The organism is Metasolibacillus sp. FSL H7-0170 (assembly GCF_038593115.1).
Lineage (GTDB): Bacteria > Bacillota > Bacilli > Bacillales_A > Planococcaceae > Metasolibacillus > Metasolibacillus fluoroglycofenilyticus.
This window is the reverse complement of the sequence record NZ_CP151964.1, coordinates 729,984-754,349: the sequence shown is the minus strand read 5'-3', so window position 1 is coordinate 754,349 and position 24,366 is coordinate 729,984. Positions and strand designations below refer to the sequence as shown.

The 24,366-nt window shown below is 38.3% G+C and carries 26 protein-coding genes and 1 riboswitch; of the genes, 20 read left to right on the top strand and 6 right to left on the bottom strand.

What is annotated here, in order from left to right:
• Nucleotides 1-94: 94 nt before the first annotated feature.
• The 4 genes from MHH70_RS03515 to MHH70_RS03500 are packed head-to-tail and all read left to right on the top strand — an operon-like array spanning nt 95 to nt 2,902.
• Nucleotides 95-562: a YaiI/YqxD family protein gene (locus MHH70_RS03515; protein ID WP_342473154.1), complete on the top strand. Its 468-nt coding sequence runs from the start codon at nt 95-97 to the stop codon at nt 560-562.
• The gene (locus MHH70_RS03510) at nt 555-1,862 is read left to right on the top strand and encodes a D-serine ammonia-lyase (RefSeq protein WP_342472562.1); all 1,308 of its coding nucleotides are present in this window, start codon (nt 555-557) and stop codon (nt 1,860-1,862) included. The genes MHH70_RS03515 and MHH70_RS03510 overlap by 8 nt, the downstream gene beginning before the upstream one ends.
• 24 nt (nt 1,863-1,886) lie before the next feature.
• Nucleotides 1,887-2,237 carry a DUF4181 domain-containing protein gene (locus tag MHH70_RS03505; RefSeq protein WP_342472561.1) on the top strand — a complete coding sequence of 117 codons (351 nt, stop codon included), beginning with the start codon at nt 1,887-1,889 and terminating at the stop codon, nt 2,235-2,237.
• Between the two features lie 32 nt (nt 2,238-2,269).
• A complete protein-coding gene (locus MHH70_RS03500) occupies nt 2,270-2,902 on the top strand; it encodes a TetR/AcrR family transcriptional regulator (protein ID WP_342472560.1) in 633 nt (210 codons plus the stop codon).
• Nucleotides 2,903-3,020: 118 nt separating this feature from the next.
• Here MHH70_RS03500 and MHH70_RS03495 read toward each other — a convergent pair whose 3' ends face one another.
• Nucleotides 3,021-3,473, bottom strand: a complete 453-nt coding sequence (locus MHH70_RS03495; RefSeq protein ID WP_066163601.1) for an SRPBCC family protein — start codon at nt 3,471-3,473, stop codon at nt 3,021-3,023.
• A gap of 36 nt (nt 3,474-3,509) precedes the next feature.
• Entirely contained in the window at nt 3,510-5,138 is a 1,629-nt protein-coding gene (locus MHH70_RS03490) for an FAD-dependent oxidoreductase (RefSeq protein WP_342472559.1), read from the bottom strand.
• Between the two features lie 264 nt (nt 5,139-5,402).
• On the opposite strand from MHH70_RS03490, the gene MHH70_RS03485 reads away from it, so the two are divergent.
• The 11 genes from MHH70_RS03485 (at nt 5,403) to MHH70_RS03435 (ending at nt 15,781) form a co-directional block, all read left to right on the top strand.
• Nucleotides 5,403-6,074 (top strand): adenosylcobinamide amidohydrolase, encoded by a 672-nt coding sequence (locus tag MHH70_RS03485; protein ID WP_066163597.1) that lies wholly within the window; start codon nt 5,403-5,405, stop codon nt 6,072-6,074.
• On the top strand, nt 6,071-7,024 hold the full coding sequence (gene cbiB, locus MHH70_RS03480) for an adenosylcobinamide-phosphate synthase CbiB (protein ID WP_342472558.1): 954 nt from the start codon (nt 6,071-6,073) through the stop codon (nt 7,022-7,024). Before MHH70_RS03485 ends, cbiB begins: the two co-directional genes overlap by 4 nt.
• On the top strand, nt 6,999-8,072 hold the full coding sequence (locus MHH70_RS03475) for an aminotransferase class I/II-fold pyridoxal phosphate-dependent enzyme (protein WP_342472557.1): 1,074 nt from the start codon (nt 6,999-7,001) through the stop codon (nt 8,070-8,072). The genes cbiB and MHH70_RS03475 overlap by 26 nt, the downstream gene beginning before the upstream one ends.
• A 133-nt stretch (nt 8,073-8,205) precedes the next feature.
• Nucleotides 8,206-9,060 carry a hypothetical protein gene (locus tag MHH70_RS03470; RefSeq protein WP_342472556.1) on the top strand — a complete coding sequence of 285 codons (855 nt, stop codon included), beginning with the start codon at nt 8,206-8,208 and terminating at the stop codon, nt 9,058-9,060.
• Nucleotides 9,061-9,236: 176 nt separating this feature from the next.
• Nucleotides 9,237-9,419, top strand: a riboswitch (cobalamin riboswitch).
• A 184-nt stretch (nt 9,420-9,603) separates the two neighbouring features.
• Nucleotides 9,604-11,895 carry a 5-methyltetrahydropteroyltriglutamate--homocysteine S-methyltransferase gene (gene metE / locus MHH70_RS03465; RefSeq protein WP_342472555.1) on the top strand — a complete coding sequence of 764 codons (2,292 nt, stop codon included), beginning with the start codon at nt 9,604-9,606 and terminating at the stop codon, nt 11,893-11,895.
• Nucleotides 11,896-11,908: 13 nt separating this feature from the next.
• Nucleotides 11,909-12,100: a hypothetical protein gene (locus MHH70_RS03460; protein ID WP_107942591.1), complete on the top strand. Its 192-nt coding sequence runs from the start codon at nt 11,909-11,911 to the stop codon at nt 12,098-12,100.
• Between the two features lie 373 nt (nt 12,101-12,473).
• Nucleotides 12,474-12,707, top strand: coding sequence for a hypothetical protein (locus MHH70_RS03455; protein ID WP_066163584.1), 234 nt, complete (start codon nt 12,474-12,476; stop codon nt 12,705-12,707).
• A gap of 3 nt (nt 12,708-12,710) precedes the next feature.
• Entirely contained in the window at nt 12,711-13,262 is a 552-nt protein-coding gene (locus MHH70_RS03450) for a histidine phosphatase family protein (RefSeq protein ID WP_066163582.1), read from the top strand.
• Between the two features lie 14 nt (nt 13,263-13,276).
• Complete coding sequence (locus MHH70_RS03445; RefSeq protein ID WP_066163581.1) at nt 13,277-13,738, top strand: NUDIX hydrolase; 462 nt, start codon at nt 13,277-13,279, stop codon at nt 13,736-13,738.
• Between the two features lie 365 nt (nt 13,739-14,103).
• Nucleotides 14,104-14,253: a hypothetical protein gene (locus MHH70_RS03440; RefSeq protein ID WP_342472554.1), complete on the top strand. Its 150-nt coding sequence runs from the start codon at nt 14,104-14,106 to the stop codon at nt 14,251-14,253.
• 103 nt (nt 14,254-14,356) lie between these two features.
• Nucleotides 14,357-15,781 carry an AAA family ATPase gene (locus MHH70_RS03435; protein WP_066163580.1) on the top strand — a complete coding sequence of 475 codons (1,425 nt, stop codon included), beginning with the start codon at nt 14,357-14,359 and terminating at the stop codon, nt 15,779-15,781.
• 658 nt (nt 15,782-16,439) lie between these two features.
• Here MHH70_RS03435 and MHH70_RS03430 read toward each other — a convergent pair.
• Complete coding sequence (locus MHH70_RS03430; RefSeq protein WP_066163578.1) at nt 16,440-17,384, bottom strand: rhodanese-related sulfurtransferase; 945 nt, start codon at nt 17,382-17,384, stop codon at nt 16,440-16,442.
• A gap of 151 nt (nt 17,385-17,535) precedes the next feature.
• Here MHH70_RS03430 and MHH70_RS03425 point away from each other — a divergent pair, with 151 nt between their 5' ends.
• The 3 genes from MHH70_RS03425 (at nt 17,536) to MHH70_RS03415 (ending at nt 19,934) form a co-directional block, all read left to right on the top strand.
• On the top strand, nt 17,536-18,678 hold the full coding sequence (locus MHH70_RS03425; protein ID WP_342472553.1) for a glycerate kinase: 1,143 nt from the start codon (nt 17,536-17,538) through the stop codon (nt 18,676-18,678).
• Nucleotides 18,679-18,789: 111 nt separating this feature from the next.
• Complete coding sequence (locus tag MHH70_RS03420; protein WP_066163574.1) at nt 18,790-19,245, top strand: Dps family protein; 456 nt, start codon at nt 18,790-18,792, stop codon at nt 19,243-19,245.
• Between the two features lie 500 nt (nt 19,246-19,745).
• Nucleotides 19,746-19,934, top strand: a complete 189-nt coding sequence (locus MHH70_RS03415; protein WP_107943090.1) for a hypothetical protein — start codon at nt 19,746-19,748, stop codon at nt 19,932-19,934.
• Between the two features lie 426 nt (nt 19,935-20,360).
• Here MHH70_RS03415 and MHH70_RS03410 read toward each other — a convergent pair whose 3' ends face one another.
• Nucleotides 20,361-20,702: an ATPase gene (locus tag MHH70_RS03410; protein WP_066163573.1), complete on the bottom strand. Its 342-nt coding sequence runs from the start codon at nt 20,700-20,702 to the stop codon at nt 20,361-20,363.
• A 727-nt stretch (nt 20,703-21,429) separates the two neighbouring features.
• On the opposite strand from MHH70_RS03410, the gene MHH70_RS03405 reads away from it, so the two are divergent.
• Both MHH70_RS03405 and bioB read left to right on the top strand, forming a co-directional pair.
• On the top strand, nt 21,430-22,020 hold the full coding sequence (locus MHH70_RS03405) for a biotin transporter BioY (RefSeq protein ID WP_066163571.1): 591 nt from the start codon (nt 21,430-21,432) through the stop codon (nt 22,018-22,020).
• 15 nt (nt 22,021-22,035) lie between these two features.
• On the top strand, nt 22,036-23,034 hold the full coding sequence (bioB, locus tag MHH70_RS03400; RefSeq protein ID WP_342472552.1) for a biotin synthase BioB: 999 nt from the start codon (nt 22,036-22,038) through the stop codon (nt 23,032-23,034).
• 70 nt (nt 23,035-23,104) lie between these two features.
• Here bioB and MHH70_RS03395 read toward each other — a convergent pair whose 3' ends face one another.
• Nucleotides 23,105-23,290, bottom strand: coding sequence for a hypothetical protein (locus MHH70_RS03395; RefSeq protein ID WP_066163568.1), 186 nt, complete (start codon nt 23,288-23,290; stop codon nt 23,105-23,107).
• A gap of 205 nt (nt 23,291-23,495) precedes the next feature.
• A complete protein-coding gene (locus MHH70_RS03390; protein WP_066163566.1) occupies nt 23,496-24,314 on the bottom strand; it encodes a squalene/phytoene synthase family protein in 819 nt (272 codons plus the stop codon).
• Between the last annotated feature and the right edge of the window lie 52 nt (nt 24,315-24,366).

Below are 24,366 nucleotides of genomic sequence, written 5' to 3'. Positions count from 1 at the left end.
AGTAAATGGCTGAAAAAAAGCCGGCAAAAAATTATATGGAGATAATAAAATACAAGTAAAAAATGCTTTTTTTTGAAAGGGGAAATAATCGTTGATTCAATTATTAATTGATGCAGATGCATGCCCAGTTATTGATTTGGCGCTATCTGTTTCATCTCAATATAAGATAAAACCAATCTTGTTTTGCGATACTTCCCATCGCATTGAACGTGATAATGTTATAACAATTATTGTGCCAAAGGGACCTGATTCAGTTGATTTTAAGCTAGTGAATACGCTTTCGAAAAATGATATTGTGATTACAGGTGATTACGGCCTAGCAGCAATGTGTTTAGCAAAAGGTGCTTTTGTAGTTGACCATAATGGAAGAGAAATGACAGCAGAAAATATAGACCAGTTGCTAGCTTTTCGTTATGAAAGTGCAAAATTTAGGCGAGCAGGTGGAAGAACAAAAGGACCGAAAAAGCGTACAGAGGAAAACAATATTGCCTTCAAAAAATTTTTTCAACAAATTTGTGAACGCGCCGAAAAATTGAAAGGAGAAATGAATAATAATGCATAATTCATTAACGAATCTAATCGAAAAATTCCCTTTAATTCCATATTTACAGCGAGCTGAACCTGTTTTTTGGCTCAACAATCAAGTAAATGCTACACAAGAATTCCCATTTACGATGGATATTGTATATGACGCAGAGGCAAGGCTAAAACGCTTTGCCCCATATTTTAAGGCTGCTTTTTCAGAAATACGTGATTGGGAGGGAATTATCGAATCACCAATTATCGAATCACAGGTGATGCAGACCTATTTAGAAAGTGCTTTTCAAATGAAAATAGAAGGAAATCTTCTATTAAAATGTGATCATATGCTACCAATTGCAGGTTCGGTAAAGGCACGCGGTGGTATTTACGAAATTATTAAGCATGCGGAGCATTTAGCAATCAGACATGGGCTATTGTCGTTAGAGGACGATTATCGTAAATTAAATGATGAAAGCTTCCGTCAGTTTTTTAAAAACTATAAAATTGCCGTCGGCTCAACAGGTAATTTAGGATTGAGTATCGGCATAATTAGTGCCAAATTAGGATTTAATGTGACCGTGCATATGTCAGCGGATGCAAAAGAGTGGAAAAAGCAATTACTGCGAAATTTAGGTGTGACAGTTATTGAGTATGAGGCAGATTATAGCGAAGCGGTAAAGCAGGGGCGTTTGGAAGCAGAGCAAGATGAGACATGCCATTTTGTCGATGATGAAAATTCTCTTGATTTATTTGCGGGCTATGCGGTTGCCGCACTACGTGTGAAGGAGCAGCTTGAGGCACAAAAAATTAATGTTGATCAGGAGCATCCGTTATTCGTTTATATTCCATGTGGTGTCGGTGGTGCACCGGGAGGAATAAGCTATGGCTTGAAGCAGCTATATGGCCCGCATGTGCATATTTTCTTTGCTGAGCCAACGCAGTCACCTTGTATGTTACTTGGCATGATGACGGGGTTACATGATGAGATTGATGTTAAGCAAATTGGTTTAACGAATGTGACGGAGGCTGATGGACTCGCTGTAGGGCGTGCATCAAAATTTGTTGGCGCACAGATGGAAACAATTGTGAGTGGTTGTTATACTGTAGAGGATTCATTTTTATTTACAAGCTTGCGACAAATGTATTGCAGAGAGCATATTTTTATGGAGCCATCCGCACATGCAGGCTTTTTTGGACCGATACAGCTTGCTCGTATTGGTGCAGCGTATATAGATAGTAACGGTTTAAAGCCATTTATGCAAAACGCGCACCATCTTGTTTGGTCAACAGGGGGAGATTTAGTCCCGAATGAATGGCGCGATAAATATTTACAAAAATAATGTATTTGAGGAAGGTATAAAGCTGTGATAATTACTGTTTTAATTGTAGGCTTTTTGCTCGCTGGTCTACTCGATTTGAAATTGAGAAAGAAATTTAATATTAAAAAGAATGAAAAGTTTATGGATCAATATGTACACAAAGCTCATTTTGTATTAGAAATGTTATTATGCGCATTTTTTATCGCAAATATTGCGATGCAAGGCTTTAGTGGGAAATATTTGTACTTCCTGTTATTTTTGTTTTTCGCGCTCGTATTTGCTATTCGTGTCGCGCTTGAATATATTTTTATGAAGGAACAACGAAAATATATTATTTCCATCGCCTATGTAGTCGTTTGTTTAGCTTGCGCTACAACCATTTTATTGTTTCTATAATTGCTTTACTGTAAATGAAAGAAGGTTATGTTTTGAGAAAGAAACTTGATAGACGTAAAAGTATGATAGCGGCGGCAACTGAATTATTTGCAAGAAGTGGCTTTGAAAACACAACAATGCAAAATATAGCAGACCAAGCTGAAGTAGGCATCGCCACTTTATTTCGCTATTTTCCCAAAAAAGAAGATTTAATTATTGCGGTTATACAAGAAATTATTGAACAGCAAGTACCTTACTTTGAGAAAATTAGCCAATCGAATAAAAATGGAATAGAGAAAGTTGATGAAGTACTTACTACTTATATTCATTATATTTCAGAGGAAAATCGTGAAACTTCTAAATTATTAGAGGCGTTTGAGCTTTATATTTCTTTTAATTTCGTTGATAAAAGTATGATAGAAATTATTGAGAAATCCTACGATAAAGTGAGTACTATTATTAAGGAAATTATCGCAGAGGGGAAGTGCGATGGCAGTATACATCTATCAAACAGTGATGAACAAGCATGGGAAACCATTTTTAATTTGTTTGGTACAGCGATAAAAAAATACGCTCTTTATACGTTTCTTCCTAATTCGATATTGTCTGTACCAAAACCTCAGGAGTTAATCGTAATAAAGGAAATGATGCTTACATTTTTAAGTAAACCAACTAAAATGCAATAGTTGGAGTAGGTGCTTTAAAATCTTATGTTTTCAGCCTTCAATAGTTGATATTTTCGATAAAAAGGTAAAGGGTTGTCAGAAAGCGGCACGCTAGTTTGCTTTCTGACAACCCTATTTCTTATTTTACTGAATTAATCTCTAATAATTCGTTGACAATTGCATCTGTTAAATCTTTGGCAGTTTGTGGGACGAATTTTACTAAAATTTGATTAATCATAGCGCCCATCATTCCGCCAGCAGTAATATCGAGATTGCCGTGCATCATTGTTGTATTTTCATCAATTGCTTCCGCACGGAAATAGCCTCCGCCTTTAAAATTATCAGATAAACCTTTTAAATCGAAAATGACTTCAGAGGGTTCATTCCACTCTTTAATATCGATTTGAAGCTTCACTGTTTTTTTCATAAAGCCTAAATCGCCTTTGAAAGCCCATGTCGATTGGTTTTCACTTAAAATTTCATGCTCGATATAACCTGGTACTAGCGGCGCCCAATTATTCATATCGTGTACGAATTCCCATATTTTTTGAATGTTTAATGGTACTTTTACTGAATGTGTTCCTTGTGGCATATTATGCACCTTCCCAATTGTATTCGATTTGATTGATTATTGCTTTGCGGCATGCTGACCTGCTAAGAAGCCAAACACCATTGCTGGTCCAATTGTTCCGCCAGCACTTGGATAAATAGGACCAAGTGGGTTGCCTGAAGCATTTCCAGCAGCGTATAAGCCTTTAATCGGCTCGCCTTGGAAGTTAACTACTTGTCCATCTTCATTGATTTTAGGTCCACCATTTGTACCAAGTGCACCTAAATAGATTGGTAAAGCATAAAATGGTCCTTTTTCAATTTTACCTAAATTATTGGCAGGGCTACCGCCGCCAGTTGTTAATGCTTCAAATTGAATTGTGCCTCTATGGAAATCTTTATCCTTCTGTTGCTCGCAATATTCATTCCATTTGCGTACTTCATCCTCTAAACCATCTGGGTCTACGCCAATTTTTATAGCAAGCTCACGCAGGGAATCAGCTTGATCTACCCATTCAGGTGCAGGGTCACCGGGTGTCATCGTAATAATTAATTCGCGATCTTTTAATTGTTGATCAAAAATCATCCAGTTCGGTCCTTTATTCGGGAAATCAACTTTCACTGGGTCGTAATTGAAAAATGCTCTTGGCATATCATTATATGTAGTGCCTTCGTGTACAAAGCGACGCCCATACTTATTTACAACGATAGAGTTTGGTCCCATACGACCGCCACCTAATTGTGCCATTACATTATCTTCATATTCAAAAGTTGGGTCCACCATTGCAGGGTACCACCAAGCCTCACTCATATTTTCTAGCGCAGCACCGGCCTTCATTGCCATCATAAGTGCATCACCTTCGTTGCCCGGCGGTGTTACAGGATGGGTAAATTCAGCTTTTAAAAATGCTTTTACTAGCTGCTTGTTCCATTCGAAACCACCTGAAGCTAGGATTACTCCTTTACGTGCACGGAAGTAAAGGGTTTGGCCATCTTTCGTTTCCGCTTTTAGACCGATTATTTCTTCGTTTTCACCGATAATTAAATCTTTACCAGCAGTCTCTATCAAAGTTTCAACGCCACGGTCTAAGCATGCTTTAAATAAAGAAGCAATCAATGCTCTACCCATTGTGACAACATTATTTTGCATACGCTCTGCAACTACTTGGAAGTCAATACCGCCAATTGCGCCGCCTTCTTCTAAAGTTAGCGGAGGGAAAATAGGGTTTTGACGTAGCAGATTGCCCCATTCTCCGATTTCATTCATATTAAATGGCACAGGGTCCAAAGAACGTGTGCCTTTTTTCAGTGCTTCATCCATATGCGCATAGTATTCTGGATATTTTTCTGGAGTTTTGAATTTAACCGGTGTATGGTCATGTAAAAATCGAATTATTTCATGTCCTTTATCAACGAAAGTTTCAATCATTTTCTCATCAGCTCTACCAAGTGCAAGGCGCTTAATGTATTGAATTGCTGCTTCACGATTATCTTCAAAACCTTGCTCCTTCATATAATGATTGAGTGGAATCCATGGAATTCCTCCTGAAAAAGCTGTTGTACCCCCAATTTGATGTGTTTTTTCTAAGACAAGAACATCAGCATCATTTTCCGCTGCTGCTATTGCCGCAGTTAATGCTGCTCCTCCTGTACCTAAAACGATGACATCAACCTCTTTGTCCCAATTCATGGGAATTGAATATGACATAAAAATCATCTCCCTTCATTTTGATAGTGTCACTATCATTATTTAGATTATATAGAAAATTGATTTTTATTTCAATGCGAAATTAAAGATTCAATAGAGTACGTGAAAATACGCTAAAGGATAAGCGAGAGATGAAGTGCCCGAAAAAGCCCGATTGATTCAACTAACAATCCGTGGAGAAAAACATCTGCTGATTGAAGTTTCATTTTATAAGTATTACAAATGATAGAGGGCGGTATGCTAAAATAACAAGGAGGTGAAAAAATGCTAACAATCAAAAGACACGATGAGCAGCTCTTTATGATGAAAAGTGAGCAGCCGTTAAAAGTAATCAGCTCAGCAATGATTAATCCTGGTATTGGCTATTATCAATATTTTGTCAATCGAACAGTGGATAAGGACTATTATCCGGACGATGCAAAGCTAGAATATGAGCAATTTTTAAAGCAATATAAAATACCAATGTCAGCAACTGTTGCGATGATGACTGCTGTGCCACAGCATTTTATTATGCAGGATACATACACAGACGAGGCAACAGCTATCACCGTGTTTATTACAGCGGGTTTAGGCAATGCGGTAGATGTGACAAAATCTTATCAATATACATACAGACCGACAGTTGGGACAATTAATATTTTCGTATTCATAGAGGGCGATATAAGCGATGAAGCTTTTATCCAAGCTTATAATTGTATTATTGAGGCGAAAGTAAAGGTGCTGCATGAGTGCCATATAATGGATAGACAAAGCGCTACGATTGCAACTGGAACCTCGACAGATTGTGTAGCCCTCATCGCAACAGAGCGAGGGGAGTTTCATGAATATGGAGGTTCGATTACACGTTTAGGAGCACTTATAGGCAAAGGGGTAGCTGCTACATTGCGGAAAGCGATTGATAGTTATGAGGCGTATCAAAGGGGCGAGCTACAATGAATATCATTATTGTTTGTGTTGCCATTATACTTGACCGAATAATCGGAGATCCGAAAACATGGCCGCATCCTGTTATTTGGATAGGGAAGCTCATTTCATTTTTGGAGCGCCGCTGTAATGGTGGGGCAGCACGCTATCTAAAAGGAGCCGTAACAGCGCTAATTGTCATTATTGTTACAGGGCTTATCGTTTGGCTCATCATTTATTTGGCTGGGCTTGTGTCGCTATGGCTGGCTGCGGTGCTTGAAGTTATTTTTATCGCCATTGCCATTGCACAAAAGAGTTTGAAGGATGCAGCGTTAGTCGTTTATCATGCATTGCAGCGAGGAGATATAGCAGAGGCACGAGTGAAGCTTAGTTGGATTGTCGGGCGTGATACAGAACATTTAGAGGAGCCTGATATTGTTCGTGGTGTTGTTGAAACAGTTTCTGAAAATACAAGTGACGGTATTACGGCACCGATTTTTTATGCGCTGTTCTTTGGTGCGACAGGTGTGTGGGTCTATAAGGCAATCAATACACTCGATTCAATGGTTGGCTATCGTAACGAGCGCTACTGCCAGTTTGGATGCTTTGCTGCAAAGCTTGATGATGTGGCGAACTTTATACCAAGCCGTATAACAGGATTTTTTATTTTACTATGTACGAAAAACGAAGGTCCTTTTTCAATGCAAACGCGACTTCGCTACTGGCTACGCGATGCTAAGAAGCATCCAAGCCCAAATAGCGGCTATTTAGAAGCTGCAACTGCTTTACAGCTAGGCATTCGTCTCGGTGGTGAAAATATGTATCAAGGTAAAACAACGTTTCGTGCGTATATGGGGGAGCCGACCGTAGAATTAAATAAACAGCATATTTTGCACACTATACAGCATCTATACACAGTGACGATTATTTTTACGTTATTAATAGGAGGTGTTATTTATGCGATATCCAGCACATGGAGCTAATCCAAGTACATTGTATCGAGAGTTAGAGCTTGAAATGCCGGAGCAAATCATTGATTTAAGTGAAAACGTTAACTTCTTAGGACCACCAGCAAGCTTTGGGGCTATTTGGACATCGTTATTTCAAGAAATCGCCGCCTACCCGCATGAGGATGCAGAGCCACTACGAAGTCAGTTGGCATACCGACATAATGTAGCGACAGAATATATCGTTATAGGAAATGGTGCGGCAGAAATTTTAATGGCTTTAGCGAGATGTTATGCACGCGAAAAAATTGTCATTGTGCAGCCTTCCTTCTCTGAATATGCACGCACATTGGAGCAGCAGCAGGCTATTATTCAATCAATTGAAGTAGAGGAGCTAACGAACTATTCTTTGCCGATGGAACGATTAAAGGAGGCAATGTGCGGCGCGAAAGCTTTATATATTTGTAATCCAAACAATCCGACGGGTGTTGTAACGCCTAAAAAGCAATTGATTGAACTATTGCAATATGGAGAGCGAGTGGACTGTGACCTTGTTATAGATGAGGCATTTATGGATTGGACAGATGAGACAGAGTCCATGGCGGAGCTGGTAGCTAGCTCTAATCGTTTAATTATCCTTCGTTCTATGACAAAAATGTATAGTATGGCAGGTGTGAGACTTGGCTATGCACTTACACAGCATGCCTTCAAAATAAAGCAAGAGCTACCCCACTGGAATGTCAGTGCAATCTCGATTGCACTTGGTATGCAAGCATTGCAGGAAGAGGATTTCTGTGCAAAATCAAGGCAGCAGGCAGCACAAAATCGTGCAGTAATTATTCCATTTTTGATGGAAAAAGGCTGCATTGTGACGAAGAGTAAAACGAACTATGTAGCCTTCCGTTTGCCGTCTACATATGATGCGACAAAATTTTATTTCTCACTATTACAAAAAGGAATTGTCCTGCGGCATACACAAAATTTTATTGGTATGGATGGCGAGTGGTTCCGCCTTGCGCTGAAAGAACAGCATAAAATGACAGCATTTCAGCAAGCATTGGAACATTTTTTTAGGTGCAAATAAAGCCATCTTATTTAGCACGAATTACTTGCAGTGTGGAATTTGAAAATTCCCTAAAAAAACGAAAGTAATTTCATACTTTACTCACATTTCTTGGCTATACTGAAAAAGCAGATAGATAATGGGAGGAAAAAGTATGAAAAAAATATTTGCATTTTTAGGGCTATGCTTTTTAATAGCTGCTCAAAGCGTTTCGGCGCATACTATGACAGAGAAAAACATCTATGAGGACGTTGAACCAACTGCTGAAAATGCGCAAAAAATACTATTGTTAAATAGTTTAGGGTTGCTTGGTTATAATGGACAGGATATGAAGCTAGCGCAAGAAAAAAACTTATCACGTATGGAATTTGCAGCATGGGTTGCGGGCTTTTACCAATTAGAGGGGGAAGATTTTGAGCAGCAAGCAAATGCTAGTTTGCAGGAGGAATATGTATCCTCGTTAGAGGGTGATATTACATATAAGGAGCTAAATACAGCGCTTTTCCATAAGGCATTAAATCTTGATGAGCCAGACGCAACAATGACAAAGGCACAATATATCGATTTTATTTTTGCGCATTTGAATGATGATATGGGCGGTCATACATTGCCACAAATGGGCGGCTTCGTTACTGGTCCTACAGGTGTGATTGAAGAAGTAAAAATGGAAGATAAAACAACGATTCTAGTCATCGCTGGTCATGAATATCCTTTATCTGGACATCCGCGTATTTCTGCAACTTCTGACAAGGCAGAGGATTGGATAGGTAGCACTGTTGAGCTGTCTTATTTTACAACAGCAAGTGGCGGTCATAGTCACAGTCATGGTCATGACGACCATCATGCGGAAGAGAATTCTGTAGAAGATATGGCATTGCATTATGTACAGCTACAGCAAACAGCGGCTAATGCAGCAGAGGAAGCAAGCACTAAAAGCGGCTGGCTTATGTCAGCAATTATTGTTGTGATATTAGCTGGATTAGCATTACTGTTTTTAAAGCGTAAATAAAGAGGCTCTTTGCTAATGGAAAATCAAATTGTTGAGAGCAGTGGGGAAGGGTGTGTCTGAAAATTCATTTTGAGACACGCCTTTTTACAGCTTTTTTTAAAACATACTAAAGAAATAAAAATATTAAGAAAAGATAGCACATTTAGATAAAAGTATGATAAAGTAATAGCACAATTGAATAATGTGTAAGAGTTGGTGCCAAGCGAAGGTTTGGCTTAAAAGGGAAGTCGGTGCAAATCCGACGCTGTCCCGCAACTGTAAGTCGGAGCAAATCACAAATGCCACTGGTGGGAAACTGGGAAGGCTGTGAGGCGCTGTGATGACAAGCCAGGAGACCTGCCAATATCTAGTACACACCAAATACCTACGTGGAAATAGGTGGTGAAAAGTAACGATAAATGTTACAAGTACGAGCGATAAAACAAGAGCGAATGGAATACCATTACGTGTTTTTTTGCGATATATAAATTAATTAGCCATTTTCCAATGAGGGAAAATGGTTTTTTGTTGTAAAAAACTAATTTTGAAAGGTTGGTTTGTGAAATGGCATATGTAACAACAACGATTGGCTATCCATATATTGGGGAAAATCGCCAATGGAAAAAGTCTTTAGAAAAGTTTTGGAAACACGAAATAACAGAAGAGGATTTTCTAGCACAGCAAAAGGAAATTCGTTTAAGTCGCATCGAAAAACAATTGCAGCTAGGATTGAATGTAGTATCAGTTGGCGATTTTACCAATTATGACCGCGTGCTGGATATGGCTGTTATGTTTGGACTTGTACCAAAGCGCTTTAATTGGCAAGGTGGGAAAGTTGATTTGCAAACTTATTATGCTATGGCACGTGGCAATAAAGAGGCAGTCGCAAGTGAAATGACGAAATGGTTTAATACGAATTATCACTATATTGTGCCTGAATACGAAGGGCAACCACTACAGTTAACAGAAAATACAGTGCTAAAGCATTTTATAGAAGCAAAGGCTGCATTTGATATTACCGCAAAGCCGACACTTATTGGCCCTTATACATTTATAAAACTAACAAAGGGCTATGACCGCGTATCTCAAGCGTCATTCGTTTTAGCCATTTTACCTTTATATGCACAAATAATAAAGGAGCTAACTGAGGTTGGCGCGGAATGGATACAGCTTGAGGAGCCGGCGCTTGTTACTTCATTAGATAAGGAAGAAATTCAACTTGTGCAGGAAATATATGCACAGCTCTCTGCATCTGTACCAGAAGCGAAATTGATGTTACAAACATATTTTGAATCCTTATCAGCATACGAGCAGCTTACACAGCTCCCAGTTCATGGTATTGGGCTAGATTTCATACATGGCTATACGCATAATATGAATGCACTACGTCAGCATGGTTTCCCAGGAGACAAAGTTTTAGCTATTGGTATCATCAATGGACGAGATATTTGGCGGGCAAATTTAGCGGAAGTATATTCGACGGTGAAGGCAATTGAGCAACTTTCAGGTGCTAAGGAGCTATGGATTCAGCCTTCGTGCCATTTACAGCATACACCTATTACGACGAAGTTTGAAGCAAGGCTCGATTCGACCTTGCGAGATGCGCTTGCTTTTGCAGATGAAAAAATAGTTGAAATTGTGGAAGTAACAGCTTATTTGAATGGACAGGACACATCAACTAATAGCGCCATATCAACAAGCATGAAGGCGATAGAAGCGTTGAAAAACCATCCTATTCGCAACAATAAGGGAGTACAACAGGCAGTTCAAATGATTCAGCAAGCAGATTTTGAGCGCAAAACATCCTATAAAGAGCGTGTGGCAATTCAACAGAAGGCGCTACAATTACCGTTATTTCCTACAACGACGATTGGTAGCTTCCCGCAATCAGATGAAGTAAAGCAAAAGCGCAATGCATGGCGCAAAGGTGATGTAACAACTGAAGTGTACAATGAATTTTTAAAGCGAGAAACAGCACGCTGGATTGCAATCCAGGAGGAGCTGGATATTGATGTTCTAGTGCATGGTGAGTTTGAGCGGACAGACATGGTAGAATATTTTGGCGAAAAGCTAGCAGGTTTTGCATTTACTGAAAATGCATGGGTAGTATCTTACGGCTCACGCTGTGTAAAGCCACCAATTATTTACGGAGATGTAGCGTGGGAAGCGCCGATGACTGTGAAGGAAACACTTTATGCACAAAGCTTAACAAAGCGTCGTGTGAAAGGAATGTTAACAGGTCCTGTAACAATTCTGAATTGGTCATTTGTGCGTGATGATATAGAGCGTAAAGACGTGACATATCAAATTGCATTAGCATTGCGTCAGGAAATCGAGGCACTTGAGCAAGCAGGTATTTCCATTATTCAGGTAGACGAGCCCGCATTAAGAGAAGGCTTACCGCTTCGCAAAGAGCAGTGGGATGCTTATTTACAATGGGCTGTAGGAGGCTTTAAGCTGGCGACAGCCAGCGTAAAGAATGAAACGCAAATTCATACACATATGTGTTACTGCGAATTCAATGATTTCATTGAGCCAATTAGTGCCTTGGATGCGGATGTAATTTCAATCGAAACGTCTAGAAGTCATGGAGAGCTCATTCGCTCACTACAGAATAACCCTTACGACAAAGGCATCGGCTTAGGTGTTTATGATATTCATAGCCCACGCGTGCCAAGTGAGGAAGAAATGCTGACAATTATGGAAGATAGCCTACAAGTATTAGCACGTAACCAATTTTGGGTAAATCCAGATTGCGGCTTAAAAACGCGTAAGGAGCCAGAAACGGTGGCAGCGTTAGCAAATATGGTAGCAGCAGCGAAAACATTGCGTCAGCAAATCGAGCAAGTAATTTAAAGAGGTGCACAAAATGGATAGACAGGTAGTAAAACATTATGAGCAATTATTAAAATCAAATATTATGCAAAATCAGCTAAATGGTGTTTCAAAAACTTTGCATGAACAAGTGGCGCAGTTAATTGCAAATGATAAAGATGATAAGATTGAAATTCAACTAGCCTATAATAATGTAATACGAGAGATAGTGGGGGAAGAGCATTAACTTCTTTCAGCATTCAAGGGATGTCCCAAAAGCCGTGCATAGCCTGCATTTTGGGACATCCCTGTCCTTTTTTTTTCAAATATCATCGCTATTAGTTCAAAAAGCGGGATTATTTCATCGTATATTTGTGTAATGAACCATTTGTTATTTTCCTTCCCAGTTATCTTGATATTAGCATAGCAATAATAGTAAAGTTAATGGAGGGCTGTTGGAAAAGGCAAATTTGTTTTGGAAGTGCATTGAAAGAGGAATTTCATTCTTTTCTCTTTTACTTTGAGGAACCCTATGTTACTCTCGTTTTCAATCAGTAAGTTTTTGTCAAAAACTCATGGATACCCCATATGAATGAAAGTGAATAATGGAGGGGAAATATATGAACATCCGACAAGAGGATGATTATGTCATAATTAATGGCTTTAAAATTGAAGGAAGAATTTTAGAAGAGCGTTGTCAACAATGTCGCAGTCAAAAAATTCGAGATGACCAGTATGATGCTTATTTTTGTGCAACATGCAATAAATGGCTTGAGGAAAAATGTAATGACTCAGACTGTCACTATTGCTCACAAAGACCAAATAAACCAATCCCAGAGCAGTACAGGAGATAGGCGATGAATACAATTTATTTCGTGCGCCATGCACACTCATACTACACACCAGACGAATACAACAGACCTTTATCAAAAGAAGGCTGGGTGGAGGCGCAGAAATTAGTAAAAGTGTTTGGAGCATTAGAAATTCACGCAATATATGCCAGTAATTATAAACGTGCCATTGAAACAATTCAGCCGATAGCAAGTGAGAAAAACTTAACGATTATTCAAAAAGAAACATTGAATGAACGCATTTTAGCAACGGAAACGATTTCTGATTTTTTAAGTGGCATTGCCAAAGTATGGGCTGAACCGACTTTCTCTTTTGCAGGAGGCGAGTCAAACATAACCGCCCAAAAACGTGTTATTCCAACTATTGCAAAATTGCTGAACTGCCATAAAAATGAAAACATCGTCGTTGGCACACATGGCAATATTTTAACCTTATTATTGAACTATTTCGATAAACAATATGATATAGAGTTTTGGCAAAGCTTAAAAATGCCAGATATTATCGTAGCAAAATTCGCAAATAATAAATTGATTTCAGTAGAACGGTTAATCTATTAACTTAAGGAGATTACATGCAAACGAAAAATCATGGATATACTTTTTTGAAGTTACTACAGCTTCAAGAAAATGAGCTAGTAAGGCTTGAACCATTAGCAGGCTCGTATGCTATTATTCAAATGAAAGGAAAATGGTTAATTTGTTATAATCGTTGGCGCAATCAATGGGAATTACCAGCAGGAAAACGTGAAGTAAGAGAAACACCAAGGCAATGCGCGATGCGGGAGCTATATGAGGAAACGGGACAAGTGGTCAAAAAGTTACTGTTTGTTGGTGTAGCGCAAAGTCAAAATATAGAAACTGGTAAAAGCAAATACAACCCCATATACTATGGGGAACTGGAGCAATTAATGCCTTTTACAGTAAATGAAGAAATGTCGCATATTCATTTATGGGATATGGTTGGACAGATAGATGTAATAGATGAACTTGATTTTGCTCTATTACAGTGCTTATCTAAATTTTATTTTAAATAAAAAAACAAGCCACTAAATCTAGTATTTCCCTATTTTCAAAGGCATATATTTTGCCGAAACACCAAACAAAAGCGTCCAAAATGCCTACTACCGCACGGCATTTTGGACGCCCTTTACCCCAACTTCCCAAATAAACCTTTTCGTGCATCTAGTTCAACTTTGTGACTACAATCATCACATGCAAACCTACCATTCATATTTTGCTTGTACAACTGATACTTGCGAGAGCCTTCTACAATTTTAAAATCTTTTTTGCAACAAATGCAATTTGCTACGTAATAAAACAATTTGCTTCTCCTCGCTTTCCGAAAGATTCCATCCAATTATAACATGTAAATTAATGAAATATTGTGACATAAAATGAAATGATTTTAGGAAAAAGCTTATTTAAGGCACAATTCCGTCGTCATATTGCTGACAAAGTTGTGGCAACAGGTAAAGAGGTAAAGGAAGGTGCATACAGACCATCACAGCTTTACCGTTACAATCATCGCTGGGTCTTTGGCTCATTATAAAGACCCTAAAATCAAATATATAGGAATAATCATCATAATTCATAGTTAGCCTTCCACTCCATACCATTATTCGATAGACTAATAAATAGGTGGGTGATATTTAATGAAAGCAATTCATTTACAATCATTGCTTGACGCATATAAGGATTTATCCGAATCTGCCTTTCTACAATATACGCAGCAGTTTGATATGGATAAAATGCGGACGAACGAGCTAGATGATTTGAATATGCTTATTACAGAGTTAGCTAGCGCTGGTGCAGCACAGCTACATCAATTTTTTGTTGGCTATCGAATTAAGCAAATTAGCAAGGAATTCGATTTATTACGTATTGGGAAAAACTATATTGTAAATATTGAGTTGAAGAGTGAAAGTACAGAGCATCGCATACTTAAGCAATTAAAGCAAAATGTCTATTACTTAAAGTTTTTAGAAGTTGATATTTTAAGCTTTACATTTGTTTCATCAACGAAAACACTGTATCAGTTAAAAGATGAGAAGCTAATCAAAGTATCGTTTTTACATCTGCTGCAAGTGTTAGAAAATCAGCAAGCCCGAATGCTGACGAATATTGATGATGTATTCGACCCAATTAATTATCTTGTTTCACCATTTGAGCTACCACATGCATTTATTAATGGGGAATATTTTTTAACCTCTCCACAAATGACATTTAAAAGAGAAATACTTGATTTAGTAGAGCAAAATACATCTGTTGTCATTGATGGAGCACCAGGAACAGGCAAAACATTACTGACATATGATTTAGTAAAAACGTGGAAAAAAGCAGGGAAAAGGGTTGTACTCGTGCATGGCAATGTGTTAAATCGCGGACAGCGTATTTTAAATGAGCAATATGGTTGGGATATTCAAACAGTAAGTGTCATGTCTTTAACAAATATTGATATCGTCGTAATAGATGAGGCTCAAAAGCTAAGCTATGAGCAGCTCCAGCATATTCGAGCAAAGCTTATGCAAAGCAATACACCTGCTGTTTTTTCGCTTGATGCAGGGCATTATTTATTTGGAAAAGGGAAACGAATTGACGTGCTTGGCTATATTGAGAAGCATTTTGATACAAAAATTTATGAGCTTAAAATGGTGATGCGTTACAACAAGGAAATGCAATCATTTGTGCAACAGCTTTTTGACCAACGCTTAGTTATAGGTAAACAACATTTTCCAAATATTAGCGTTCATTATTTTTCGACAAAAGATGCCTTTATCCAACATATCGAAGAATGTAAAAGAACGAAATGGCTTGTTGTAGATTGCTATCACTTCGAGCGACCGACGACACGTGATATTTTAGGGCATGAATTTAATCGCGTATGTGTCATTATTGATAATCATTTCACCTATAAGGCAAATGGTCGTTTGTCAGCTGCTAGAAAAAGTGCGGCAATTGACCCATTGCAAGTGCTTTACCATACAATTATTCGTACACGCAAAAAATTGCAATTAGTTGTAGTGGAAAATGTCACAATACTACAAACGATTATCCATTTATTGAAAAATGAGCATTAAAGGTACAAATTTTAGATGTAGTAACAGAGCTTGTCGAGCACTATAAACTAACTGCTGATTATTTAGAAAAGCATTTCACTCGAAATTAGGAGCATTTTTTGGGGGATTTTACTTAATAGAGAGCAAAAAACGTAAAATGCGTTATGGAAGCATTCAATGCGATTGCAAGAAATGCAAAATATGGCGCTAACGATGCCAAATTTAATCAAATAAATTGCATATTTTTACGAAACAACATACCATGTTCAATTCACACAAAATATTCGATTGCTTGTAGGGATTTATGGTAGTAATGCCTTTACTTATCACTGCGTCTAAAAGCGAATTGAAAAATATGGTGAAATTACAACGGTTACACTTTGGAACATATCTGCTTTTCAAGAGTGAATACAAAAGTAGCTAGAAAGCTTAAAATTTGAACTAGATAATGGATTATAGAAGCTAAAGTTGGGGCTGTCCAAAAGCCGTGCATAGCCAGCCTTTTGGACAGTAGCGATGATGTTTCACAAAATGTTGATTCGTCGCCTCTTTTAACAATGGGATGAACATGGGCTTTAGCAGTGTTGTCCTTCAGTAAAAGGGAAGCGATGAAAACATTGATTTCACTGCGGTGGCAAAACAAAATGGACTTTTCGCACAACTCCGATTGCTTAAAAAACTAGGCTTGCTCTAGTGCAGCAATTGCTTGTTGCACTTGCTCCTCTGATAAAGCATGTCTAACAATGTAACGATTGCGCTCATGCTTCGTACATTCAATTGTACAGCCACCTAAATGCTTTGCTTCATTTTCTTCAGATGTTAAAATTTGCTTATTACACTCGGGGTTAGCGCAGTTAATATAGCGCTCGCAAGGCGTGCCATCAAAATGGTCTTTTCCTACAACAACATGCTCTACTTGGTTAATTGGCACAGTTAATCGTTCATCGAACACATACATTTGACCGTCCCAAAGCTGACCTTTTGTTTCAGGGTCTTTGCCATAAGTCGCGATGCCGCCGTGTAATTGCCCTACATCCTCAAAGCCTTCCCGCTTTAGCCAGCCAGAAAATTTCTCGCAGCGAATGCCGCCAGTACAATAAGTTAATACGCGCTTCCCATCAAATAATTCGCGATTTTCACGCACCCATTGTGGCGTATCACGGAAATTTTCGACTTCTGGGCGTATGGCACCACGGAAGTGCCCGACATCATATTCATACGTGTTGCGCACATCTAAAACAACCGTATTTTCATCTTGCATTTGCTCTAAAAATTGTGCAGGGGATAGGTATTCACCTGTAATTTCATGCGGATTAATATCATCCTCTAAGCTTAAATTTACTAATTCAGGGCGAGGGCGTACATGCATTTTTTTGAATGCGTGACCTTCTACCTCATCAATTTTAAAGACAATTCCCTTGAATAATGGATTATTTTTCATTAATTCCATATAGGCATTTGTCGCTTCAACTGTACCGGAAACTGTACCGTTAATACCTTCTGTCGCAACTAAAATACGACCTTTTAGTTCAAGGTCCTTACACTGTTGTAAATGCTCTTCAGCAAATAGCGCAGGGTCCTCAATCGTTGTGTAAAAATAATACAATAAAACTCTGTAATTCATAATAGATATTCCACCTTATTCGTGTTTGCAGGACACGTTTTTTTGAAACCGTCTATTAGCATAACAAAAATAAACAAAGTACTCCATCGGTAATTAGGCTGAAATTGATGCTATAATAATTCCAAAAGTACATAGGAAGGGAGTGGGACATTTGAAAATTGTCATTAGCCCCGATTCATTTAAAGGAACATTATCCGCATTTGAGGCTGCAAAAAGTATTGAACAAGGAATAAAAAAACTGAAGCCTAATGCCACAACAGTGCTTCTTCCAATTGCAGACGGTGGGGAAGGGACGCTCGCAACGCTAATTCAATGTACAAATGGTCAATTGAAAACAGCACAAGTCTTAGATCCATTAGGCAGGGAAATTAAAGCGAGCTACGGAATTTTAGGGGATGGTAAAACATGCATCATCGAAATGGCACAAGCTTCTGGCTTAACATTACTTGGCGAGGATGAAAGAAACCCTAAAATTGCTTCAAGCTTTGGTACAGGACAGTTGATTCAAGAGGCATTAGCTCAAGGCTATAGGGAATTTATTATTTGCATTGGTGGGAGTGCAACAAACGACGGTGGTGTAGGGATGTTACGTGCACTAGGCTTGCGTTTACTTGATGTAGCAGGATTGGAGATTGAAACAACAATAGATGGATTACAGCGAATTCATCATTTAGACTTTACAAATTGGGATAAGCGAATTGCGCATGCTTATTTTTCAATTGCCTGTGATGTGGATAATCCGCTTATTGGTGAGAAAGGAGCTACGGCAATTTTCGGCAAACAAAAAGGTGTGCCAGCACATGAAATCGAATATTTTGACAAGGCTTTAACAAAATGGGCTGATGTTATAGAGAGAGAAATGGGAATACAATTACATCATTACAAAGGTGCTGGTGCTGCTGGAGGAATGGGCGGTGCATTAATCGCTTTTTTGAATGGTCAGTTTAATCAAGGGGTAGAGCTTGTATTAAAGCACTTGCAGTTTGAGCAAGCAATTGAAAATGCCGATTTGATTATTACTGGTGAAGGACAATCTGACCAACAAACATTACACGGCAAAGCACCGTTTGGTGTACTTACATATGCCAGAAAGCACGATATACCTGTTGCTTTATTGTCAGGCACAATTGCGGAAGAGGACAAACAGATATTAACACAACATTTTCACTATTGTGGCACAGTCGTTCATCATTCTATTACGACAGAGATGGCGATGAAAGAGCCTGCAAAATATTTAACAAAGGCCTCTTTTGAATTAATTAGGTCCATTTATCCTAATGAAGTATCCAATTAAAAAATTAATGCTAACATTGTGCAGTCATTCTCTATGAAAAAATAATAAATGATTAAAAAAGTAAAAAGTGGGTAAAGTATAGTGTACTAAAATACAAAGGAGTTTTTATCTATGTCTAAAAATTTAAACACAAAATTAAACGAGCTTGTATCAACGTATTCTGTACTGTATACGAAATTACACAATTATCATTGGTATGTAAGTGGTCCATCTTTCTTTACGCTACATGAAAAATTTGAAGAATTATATAACGAAACAACATTAAACTTAGATGAATTGGCAGAGCGTATTTTGTCAAAAGATGCCAAGCCTGTCGCAACATTGCAAGAACATTTAGCTCAATCTTTAATTGAAGAAGCAGAAGGTAAGGAAACGGCGGAACAAATGGTTGCTACAATTGTCGCCGATTTTAAAACAATTATGCAGGCACTTAATGAAACGATGTCAATTGCAGCAGAGGAAGGCGACGACCGTACAGAGGATATGTTAAATGCAATGTATCAAAGTATTGAGAAACATACGTGGATGTTAAATGCATATTTAGGTGAAAGTGTGAGCGCTAATTAACAATGTAAGGAATGTTTTTATGCTATAAATTATAAATTTTCATATTAAATTACAGCAGCTTAGAAGGCGTTTGTTTTCTAAGTTGCTTTTTTTGCTAGGCTGTTTTCGCAAAGATTGTTGCTTTTTTATAAATTTCAATGATGTGTAGTATATTAGAAATAGATTATATCAGGTGTGTTGATTAGCCTTTATTTTACAGAGAAAACCTAGTTATTCGTTAATTTCCGCTGCGGGGGACGCTTTCCTCGGGGGGCGGCTTCAACTAATTTATTTCGGCATTCGCCAAAATAAATGGATTTTCAGCTCGCACTGATCCCGATGGAGTCGCCCCCTCCACTCCAATCAACGAGTGTATGCCTAACAAAAGGTGCTTCCTCTAAATAAAACATGCTAATTAATAGACAATATTTACATAATCAACACATCTGAGATTATATAAAAAAGGAGATTGAAATACCATATTTGATAACATTTTAAAGATAAAGGAAGGAATGATGACAATGACAAAATTATCTTATAGTGGTTTAAAATATGGAGAAAGTGATGTGGAAATAAAATTATTGGTGGATATACAAAATGATTGGTGTGAGATAATGCATACTAAGGAAGTATCACAAGTAATGAATAAATCAACAGGTAAATATATCACAGTAAATCGAAATACCTTGAAATGTGAGATTATTTCATAATACAAAATAAATAAACTTTATGCGACTGACTAGATTAGTTGCATTTTTTGAACTTCTAAGCGTCCCGACAGTTGTATAACTTTATGTACAGCCTGAAATAGAAGTTGCTTCACATGTTTCTTGTGAGCAGCTTTTTTAATTTGTTCTCAATATTCGAACCAAAATATGTAAGGGAGGAATTAGAAAAATAAGAGAAAGAATTGTCCGAAAAGTCCATTTTGTTTTGCCACCGCATTGAAATCAATGTTTTCATCGCTTCCCTTTTACTGAAGGAGTACACTGCTAAAGCCCATGTTCATCCCATTGTTTAAAGAGGCGATGAATCAATATTTTGTGAAACATCATCGCTACTGTCCAAAATGCCGGCTATGCACGGCTTTTTGGACAGCCCCTTCCGGGATTAACAGTAAAAATCTGTTTATTCAATTAAAGAATTGGTGTTAATTCTGAGTTTACAAGTCTTTGAGCATCAATGATAACACCTGAAGCTGTTCGCCCATAAACACTATATAATCCACCAGTTTGATTTGGGGCAATTTCAACTTCATATTGGAACGCGCCCCCTACACCTGGAGTTACAAAGGTAGAAGCATTAGCCGCAGCTGCAAAAGGAGTTGTTGACAATAATTGTCTTGAACCGTTAAGTCTATAAACTCGGACTACTCCAGTTAGTAAACCACCAGTGAGATTGAGAACTTTTACACGAACACTAGTCGCATTAGCAGGTAAGTTTCCTGTATTTTCAATTGGGCCAGTAGTTAAAGGCATGTAATTTTCACCTCCCAAAAATAATGATTTATAATCTGCAGATTACATTTCCATAGTATGAAGTAGCTGACATGTTCTCTAGTCGTATTCATCATATTTTTATAAATAAATAATATGTGTGAATTAATTAGTAGATATTTTCCCAAAAAAACATGTAAACAAAGGTGAATTTATATATCAAGGCTTAATGCCCTAATAGAAATACCTAGTAAGTAAATAATATGCCAAATTCGTGTTGTTCCCCCTATCTTTGGAAGGCTTTTGTAGTTCGTTGCCGCATTTGAACGTAACAAAGTAGAAATATTGATATTCGCCCCAAGACGTTTTTAATATCAGTTGATTTAACGTCTTTCAGCAATGTTTTTTGTACAGAAAGCATAGCGATAGGTACAGAAGTCTCCCACCACTATAGGTGACGAAATGAATGCAAGTATAAGACCGATTTCAGCGGATGTCCAAACACTCGCTAATAAAGAGGAACTCACTCTAAGAAGATAACGACTGAGTGACTAATATCGTGATGACCTAAACCTCCAGCGTATGTCATGGGTCGTGATGGTTTTAGGTTAACTCCCACCAATTAGCTCAGAAAAATCTGGATGAGAGTTAATCCAGTGGCAATTAATAAATATAGATTATAAAAAACTATTGACTAAAATTTAATCCTTCATTTATATTTATGTTAACCTTATTTTTTATTTGGTTAACGTAAGTGGAGGTGTAATTAATGGAAGTAGTATCAAAAAGAACAGCTTGGCGTACTTTGGATTTACTTTATTGCAGTGCGTTTGCAACATTAATGATGGTTGGAGCGAATATCACTTCTTTTGTGCCGTTTTTAGTTGCGGGTGGGGTACCTATCACATTGCAAACCTTTTTTGGAGTTTTAGCTGGGCTTGTGCTAGGGCGAGTGAAAGGTGCAGTTGCTTGTACAGTTTATATGTGTATTGGACTAGCTGGCGCACCTGTTTTCGCAAAATTTTCTGGGGGGCCTTCAGCACTTGTATCTCCTACATTCGGCTTTATTGTTAGCTTTATCATTTGCGCTTATATTGCGGGCGCAATTGTTGAGCGCTACCAATCAAGAAAGGCTTATGTAGTAAGCGGCTTAATAACGATGACCTTGATTTATATTTTAGGTACGAATTGGATGTATTTTGCCTATCAGCTTTGGGCTGCTGCGCCGGATGGCTTTAGTTATAAAATGGCATGGGCATGGATGGTTCCGCCGATGCCGAAAGATTTTGTTTTAGCAATCTTTGCAGGATTACTTGCCTATCGTTTACAAAAGACATTGCGAATTTTACCAATCAAGTAGGGAGTGGGGAGCAGAATGAGCTGGCAGCAATTAGCGAATGAAGTGATTGAAGGAAGACTTTTAACGAATGATGAAGCCTTGGCGATTTTGAGTGTGCCAGATGAGGAATTATTGCCTTTGCTACATGGAGCATATACTATTCGCAAGCACTATTACGGCAATAAAGTGAAGCTTAATATGATTATGAATGCCAAAAGTGGCTACTGCCCTGAAAACTGTGGTTATTGCTCGCAATCATCGATATCAAGTGCACCAATTGAGAAATATCCATTTATCACGAAAGAGGAAATTTTAGCAGGAGCGAAGCAGGCATTTGACAATCAAATTGGTACATTTTGCATTGTTGCGAGTGGTCGAGGACCTACGCGCAAGGATGTTCGTATTGTGAGTGAAGCGGTTAGGGAAATTAAAGAAAAGTATGGCTTAAAGGTATGCGCTTGTTTAGGATTACTTAAGGAGGAGCAGGCGGAGCAGTTAAAAGAGGCTGGTGTTGACCGCTATAACCATAACTTGAATACATCTGCAAGACACCATGATTTTATTACGACCTCCCATACGTATCAAGACCGTGTTAATACAGTGGAGATTGCTAAAAAGCATGGGCTGTCACCGTGTTCAGGTGCGATTGTGGGCATGAAGGAAACGAAGCAAGATGTTGTAGATATTGCATATGCACTGCATGCACTTGATGCGGATTCGATTCCTGTTAATTTTTTAAATGCGATTGCTGGCACGAAGCTTGAAGGAACAAAGGAATTAAATCCTCGTTACTGCTTAAAAGTGCTCGCGTTATTCCGTTTTATCAATCCGACCAAGGAAATTCGAATTTCTGGCGGGCGAGAGGTTAATTTAGGCGCACTGCAACCGCTAGGACTTTATGCGGCAAATAGTATTTTTGTTGGCGATTATTTAACGACAGCGGGGCAGGAAAAAAATAAAGATTATAAGATGCTAGAAGATTTAGGTTTTGAAATCGAACTGACGGCCAAGCAGCAAGAGCTATGCCATAGTTAAAATCTAATAGGCATCTGTAAAATAAGCTAAAAGGCTATTGGGTGTTCTTGATTTCCCGATAGCCTTAAAATTATGCTTCCTCTATATCATAAACAACAATTTTATGTTTATTTAATAGCATAATGACGGACATTTTTTGATTTGGGTCGAACGCTACTTCAATAAATGTACCGCTATCTTTGCCCTCATAGCCTTCTTCCTTTAATGCAGTGAGCGCTTGTGAAATATTCGTTACATAAATTTTATATGTTTGCATAAAACCCCTCCTCTATTTTTAATCGTAGCATTTTATAAAAAAATTTACAATTTCCCGAAAGCAATTAATAGCAGCAATCAATTATTATATTTATGTAATTTAAAAATAAAAAATAGGAGCAACACTGACTTTAGTGGTGTTGCTCCTTAGTAGGAAAATCTTTCTGTTAATGCAGCGCTAAAATTGAGCAATCTTTTAGCATGAATTAGTCTGCTTGAATTTCTTCGACAGTTTGCTCGACTTCGGCACGCGACATTTTCTCGCGACCATCATGCATTGCTTTTAAAGTTTTATGCGCTAAAGCGAGTGGTAAGCGACAAAACAGCAGGACAGTACGTTTATTAATGCTCTTCATATATTCATCTGCTTTAGCTAAGTTCTCCTCAGCATAAGCAAATAACTCTTGGCGTCCCCAGCCGTCCGGTACGAAGCTTACGCCACGCTCGTTCAAGTCTTCCTGCTCATTGCGTAAAATATTAACAGCCTGTAAGCCTCGACCATAGCCGATTGCTAGCTCTCTGTCTGTTTCAATCCCCTCAAACTCCAGCCACAGATTAGACAGCATTACCCCGACAAGTCCAGCGACGTAATATGTATAATCGTCTAAATCTTCACGCGTTTTCACTTGCCAATTAGCTTTGGCCCATTTCGCCATACCCATCGCCATTTCGCTTGTTGCGGCTGTAACAAGCGGTAACGCTCTCGCTGGGCATGCCTCTAGCCAATCTGCTAGACGCACCGTCACCTCAGGCCATTTATCCTGCTGAGGGGCAAGAAGTGCTGTGTAGGCTTCCGTATCGAAGGGCTTTTTTAAAAGCTCGCCTGTCGCCATCAACAGCTCCTGCTTTGTCGTATTATCAATATCCTCGTGGTCCTCAATTTCATCAATGGCACGCATTGCAAGATAAGCAGTCGCAACAGCCATCTTTAATTCTTTTTGTAAAAATGTTATCGGAATATAAAAAGTGCGGCTCGTTTCCTTTAAAACGCGCATTGCATCTTTTTGAAGCACTTTATTTGTCATACCGACTCCTCCTCAAATATATACACCCTCTATCGTAACGCAAAATGTATGA

Coding starts and splice junctions, on each gene's coding strand:
- MHH70_RS03510 (WP_342472562.1), top strand. CDS start 555: ATGCATAATTCATTAACGAATCTAATCGAAAAATTCCCTTTAATTCCA.
- MHH70_RS03495 (WP_066163601.1), bottom strand. CDS start 3,473: ATGCCACAAGGAACACATTCAGTAAAAGTACCATTAAACATTCAAAAA.
- MHH70_RS03490 (WP_342472559.1), bottom strand. CDS start 5,138: ATGTCATATTCAATTCCCATGAATTGGGACAAAGAGGTTGATGTCATC.
- MHH70_RS03485 (WP_066163597.1), top strand. CDS start 5,403: ATGCTAACAATCAAAAGACACGATGAGCAGCTCTTTATGATGAAAAGT.
- cbiB (WP_342472558.1), top strand. CDS start 6,071: ATGAATATCATTATTGTTTGTGTTGCCATTATACTTGACCGAATAATC.
- MHH70_RS03475 (WP_342472557.1), top strand. CDS start 6,999: ATGCGATATCCAGCACATGGAGCTAATCCAAGTACATTGTATCGAGAG.
- MHH70_RS03470 (WP_342472556.1), top strand. CDS start 8,206: ATGAAAAAAATATTTGCATTTTTAGGGCTATGCTTTTTAATAGCTGCT.
- metE (WP_342472555.1), top strand. CDS start 9,604: ATGGCATATGTAACAACAACGATTGGCTATCCATATATTGGGGAAAAT.
- MHH70_RS03460 (WP_107942591.1), top strand. CDS start 11,909: ATGGATAGACAGGTAGTAAAACATTATGAGCAATTATTAAAATCAAAT.
- MHH70_RS03455 (WP_066163584.1), top strand. CDS start 12,474: ATGAACATCCGACAAGAGGATGATTATGTCATAATTAATGGCTTTAAA.
- MHH70_RS03450 (WP_066163582.1), top strand. CDS start 12,711: ATGAATACAATTTATTTCGTGCGCCATGCACACTCATACTACACACCA.
- MHH70_RS03445 (WP_066163581.1), top strand. CDS start 13,277: ATGCAAACGAAAAATCATGGATATACTTTTTTGAAGTTACTACAGCTT.
- MHH70_RS03440 (WP_342472554.1), top strand. CDS start 14,104: ATGATTTTAGGAAAAAGCTTATTTAAGGCACAATTCCGTCGTCATATT.
- MHH70_RS03435 (WP_066163580.1), top strand. CDS start 14,357: ATGAAAGCAATTCATTTACAATCATTGCTTGACGCATATAAGGATTTA.
- MHH70_RS03430 (WP_066163578.1), bottom strand. CDS start 17,384: ATGAATTACAGAGTTTTATTGTATTATTTTTACACAACGATTGAGGAC.
- MHH70_RS03420 (WP_066163574.1), top strand. CDS start 18,790: ATGTCTAAAAATTTAAACACAAAATTAAACGAGCTTGTATCAACGTAT.
- MHH70_RS03415 (WP_107943090.1), top strand. CDS start 19,746: ATGACAAAATTATCTTATAGTGGTTTAAAATATGGAGAAAGTGATGTG.
- MHH70_RS03410 (WP_066163573.1), bottom strand. CDS start 20,702: ATGCCTTTAACTACTGGCCCAATTGAAAATACAGGAAACTTACCTGCT.
- MHH70_RS03405 (WP_066163571.1), top strand. CDS start 21,430: ATGGAAGTAGTATCAAAAAGAACAGCTTGGCGTACTTTGGATTTACTT.
- bioB (WP_342472552.1), top strand. CDS start 22,036: ATGAGCTGGCAGCAATTAGCGAATGAAGTGATTGAAGGAAGACTTTTA.
- MHH70_RS03395 (WP_066163568.1), bottom strand. CDS start 23,290: ATGCAAACATATAAAATTTATGTAACGAATATTTCACAAGCGCTCACT.
- MHH70_RS03390 (WP_066163566.1), bottom strand. CDS start 24,314: ATGACAAATAAAGTGCTTCAAAAAGATGCAATGCGCGTTTTAAAGGAA.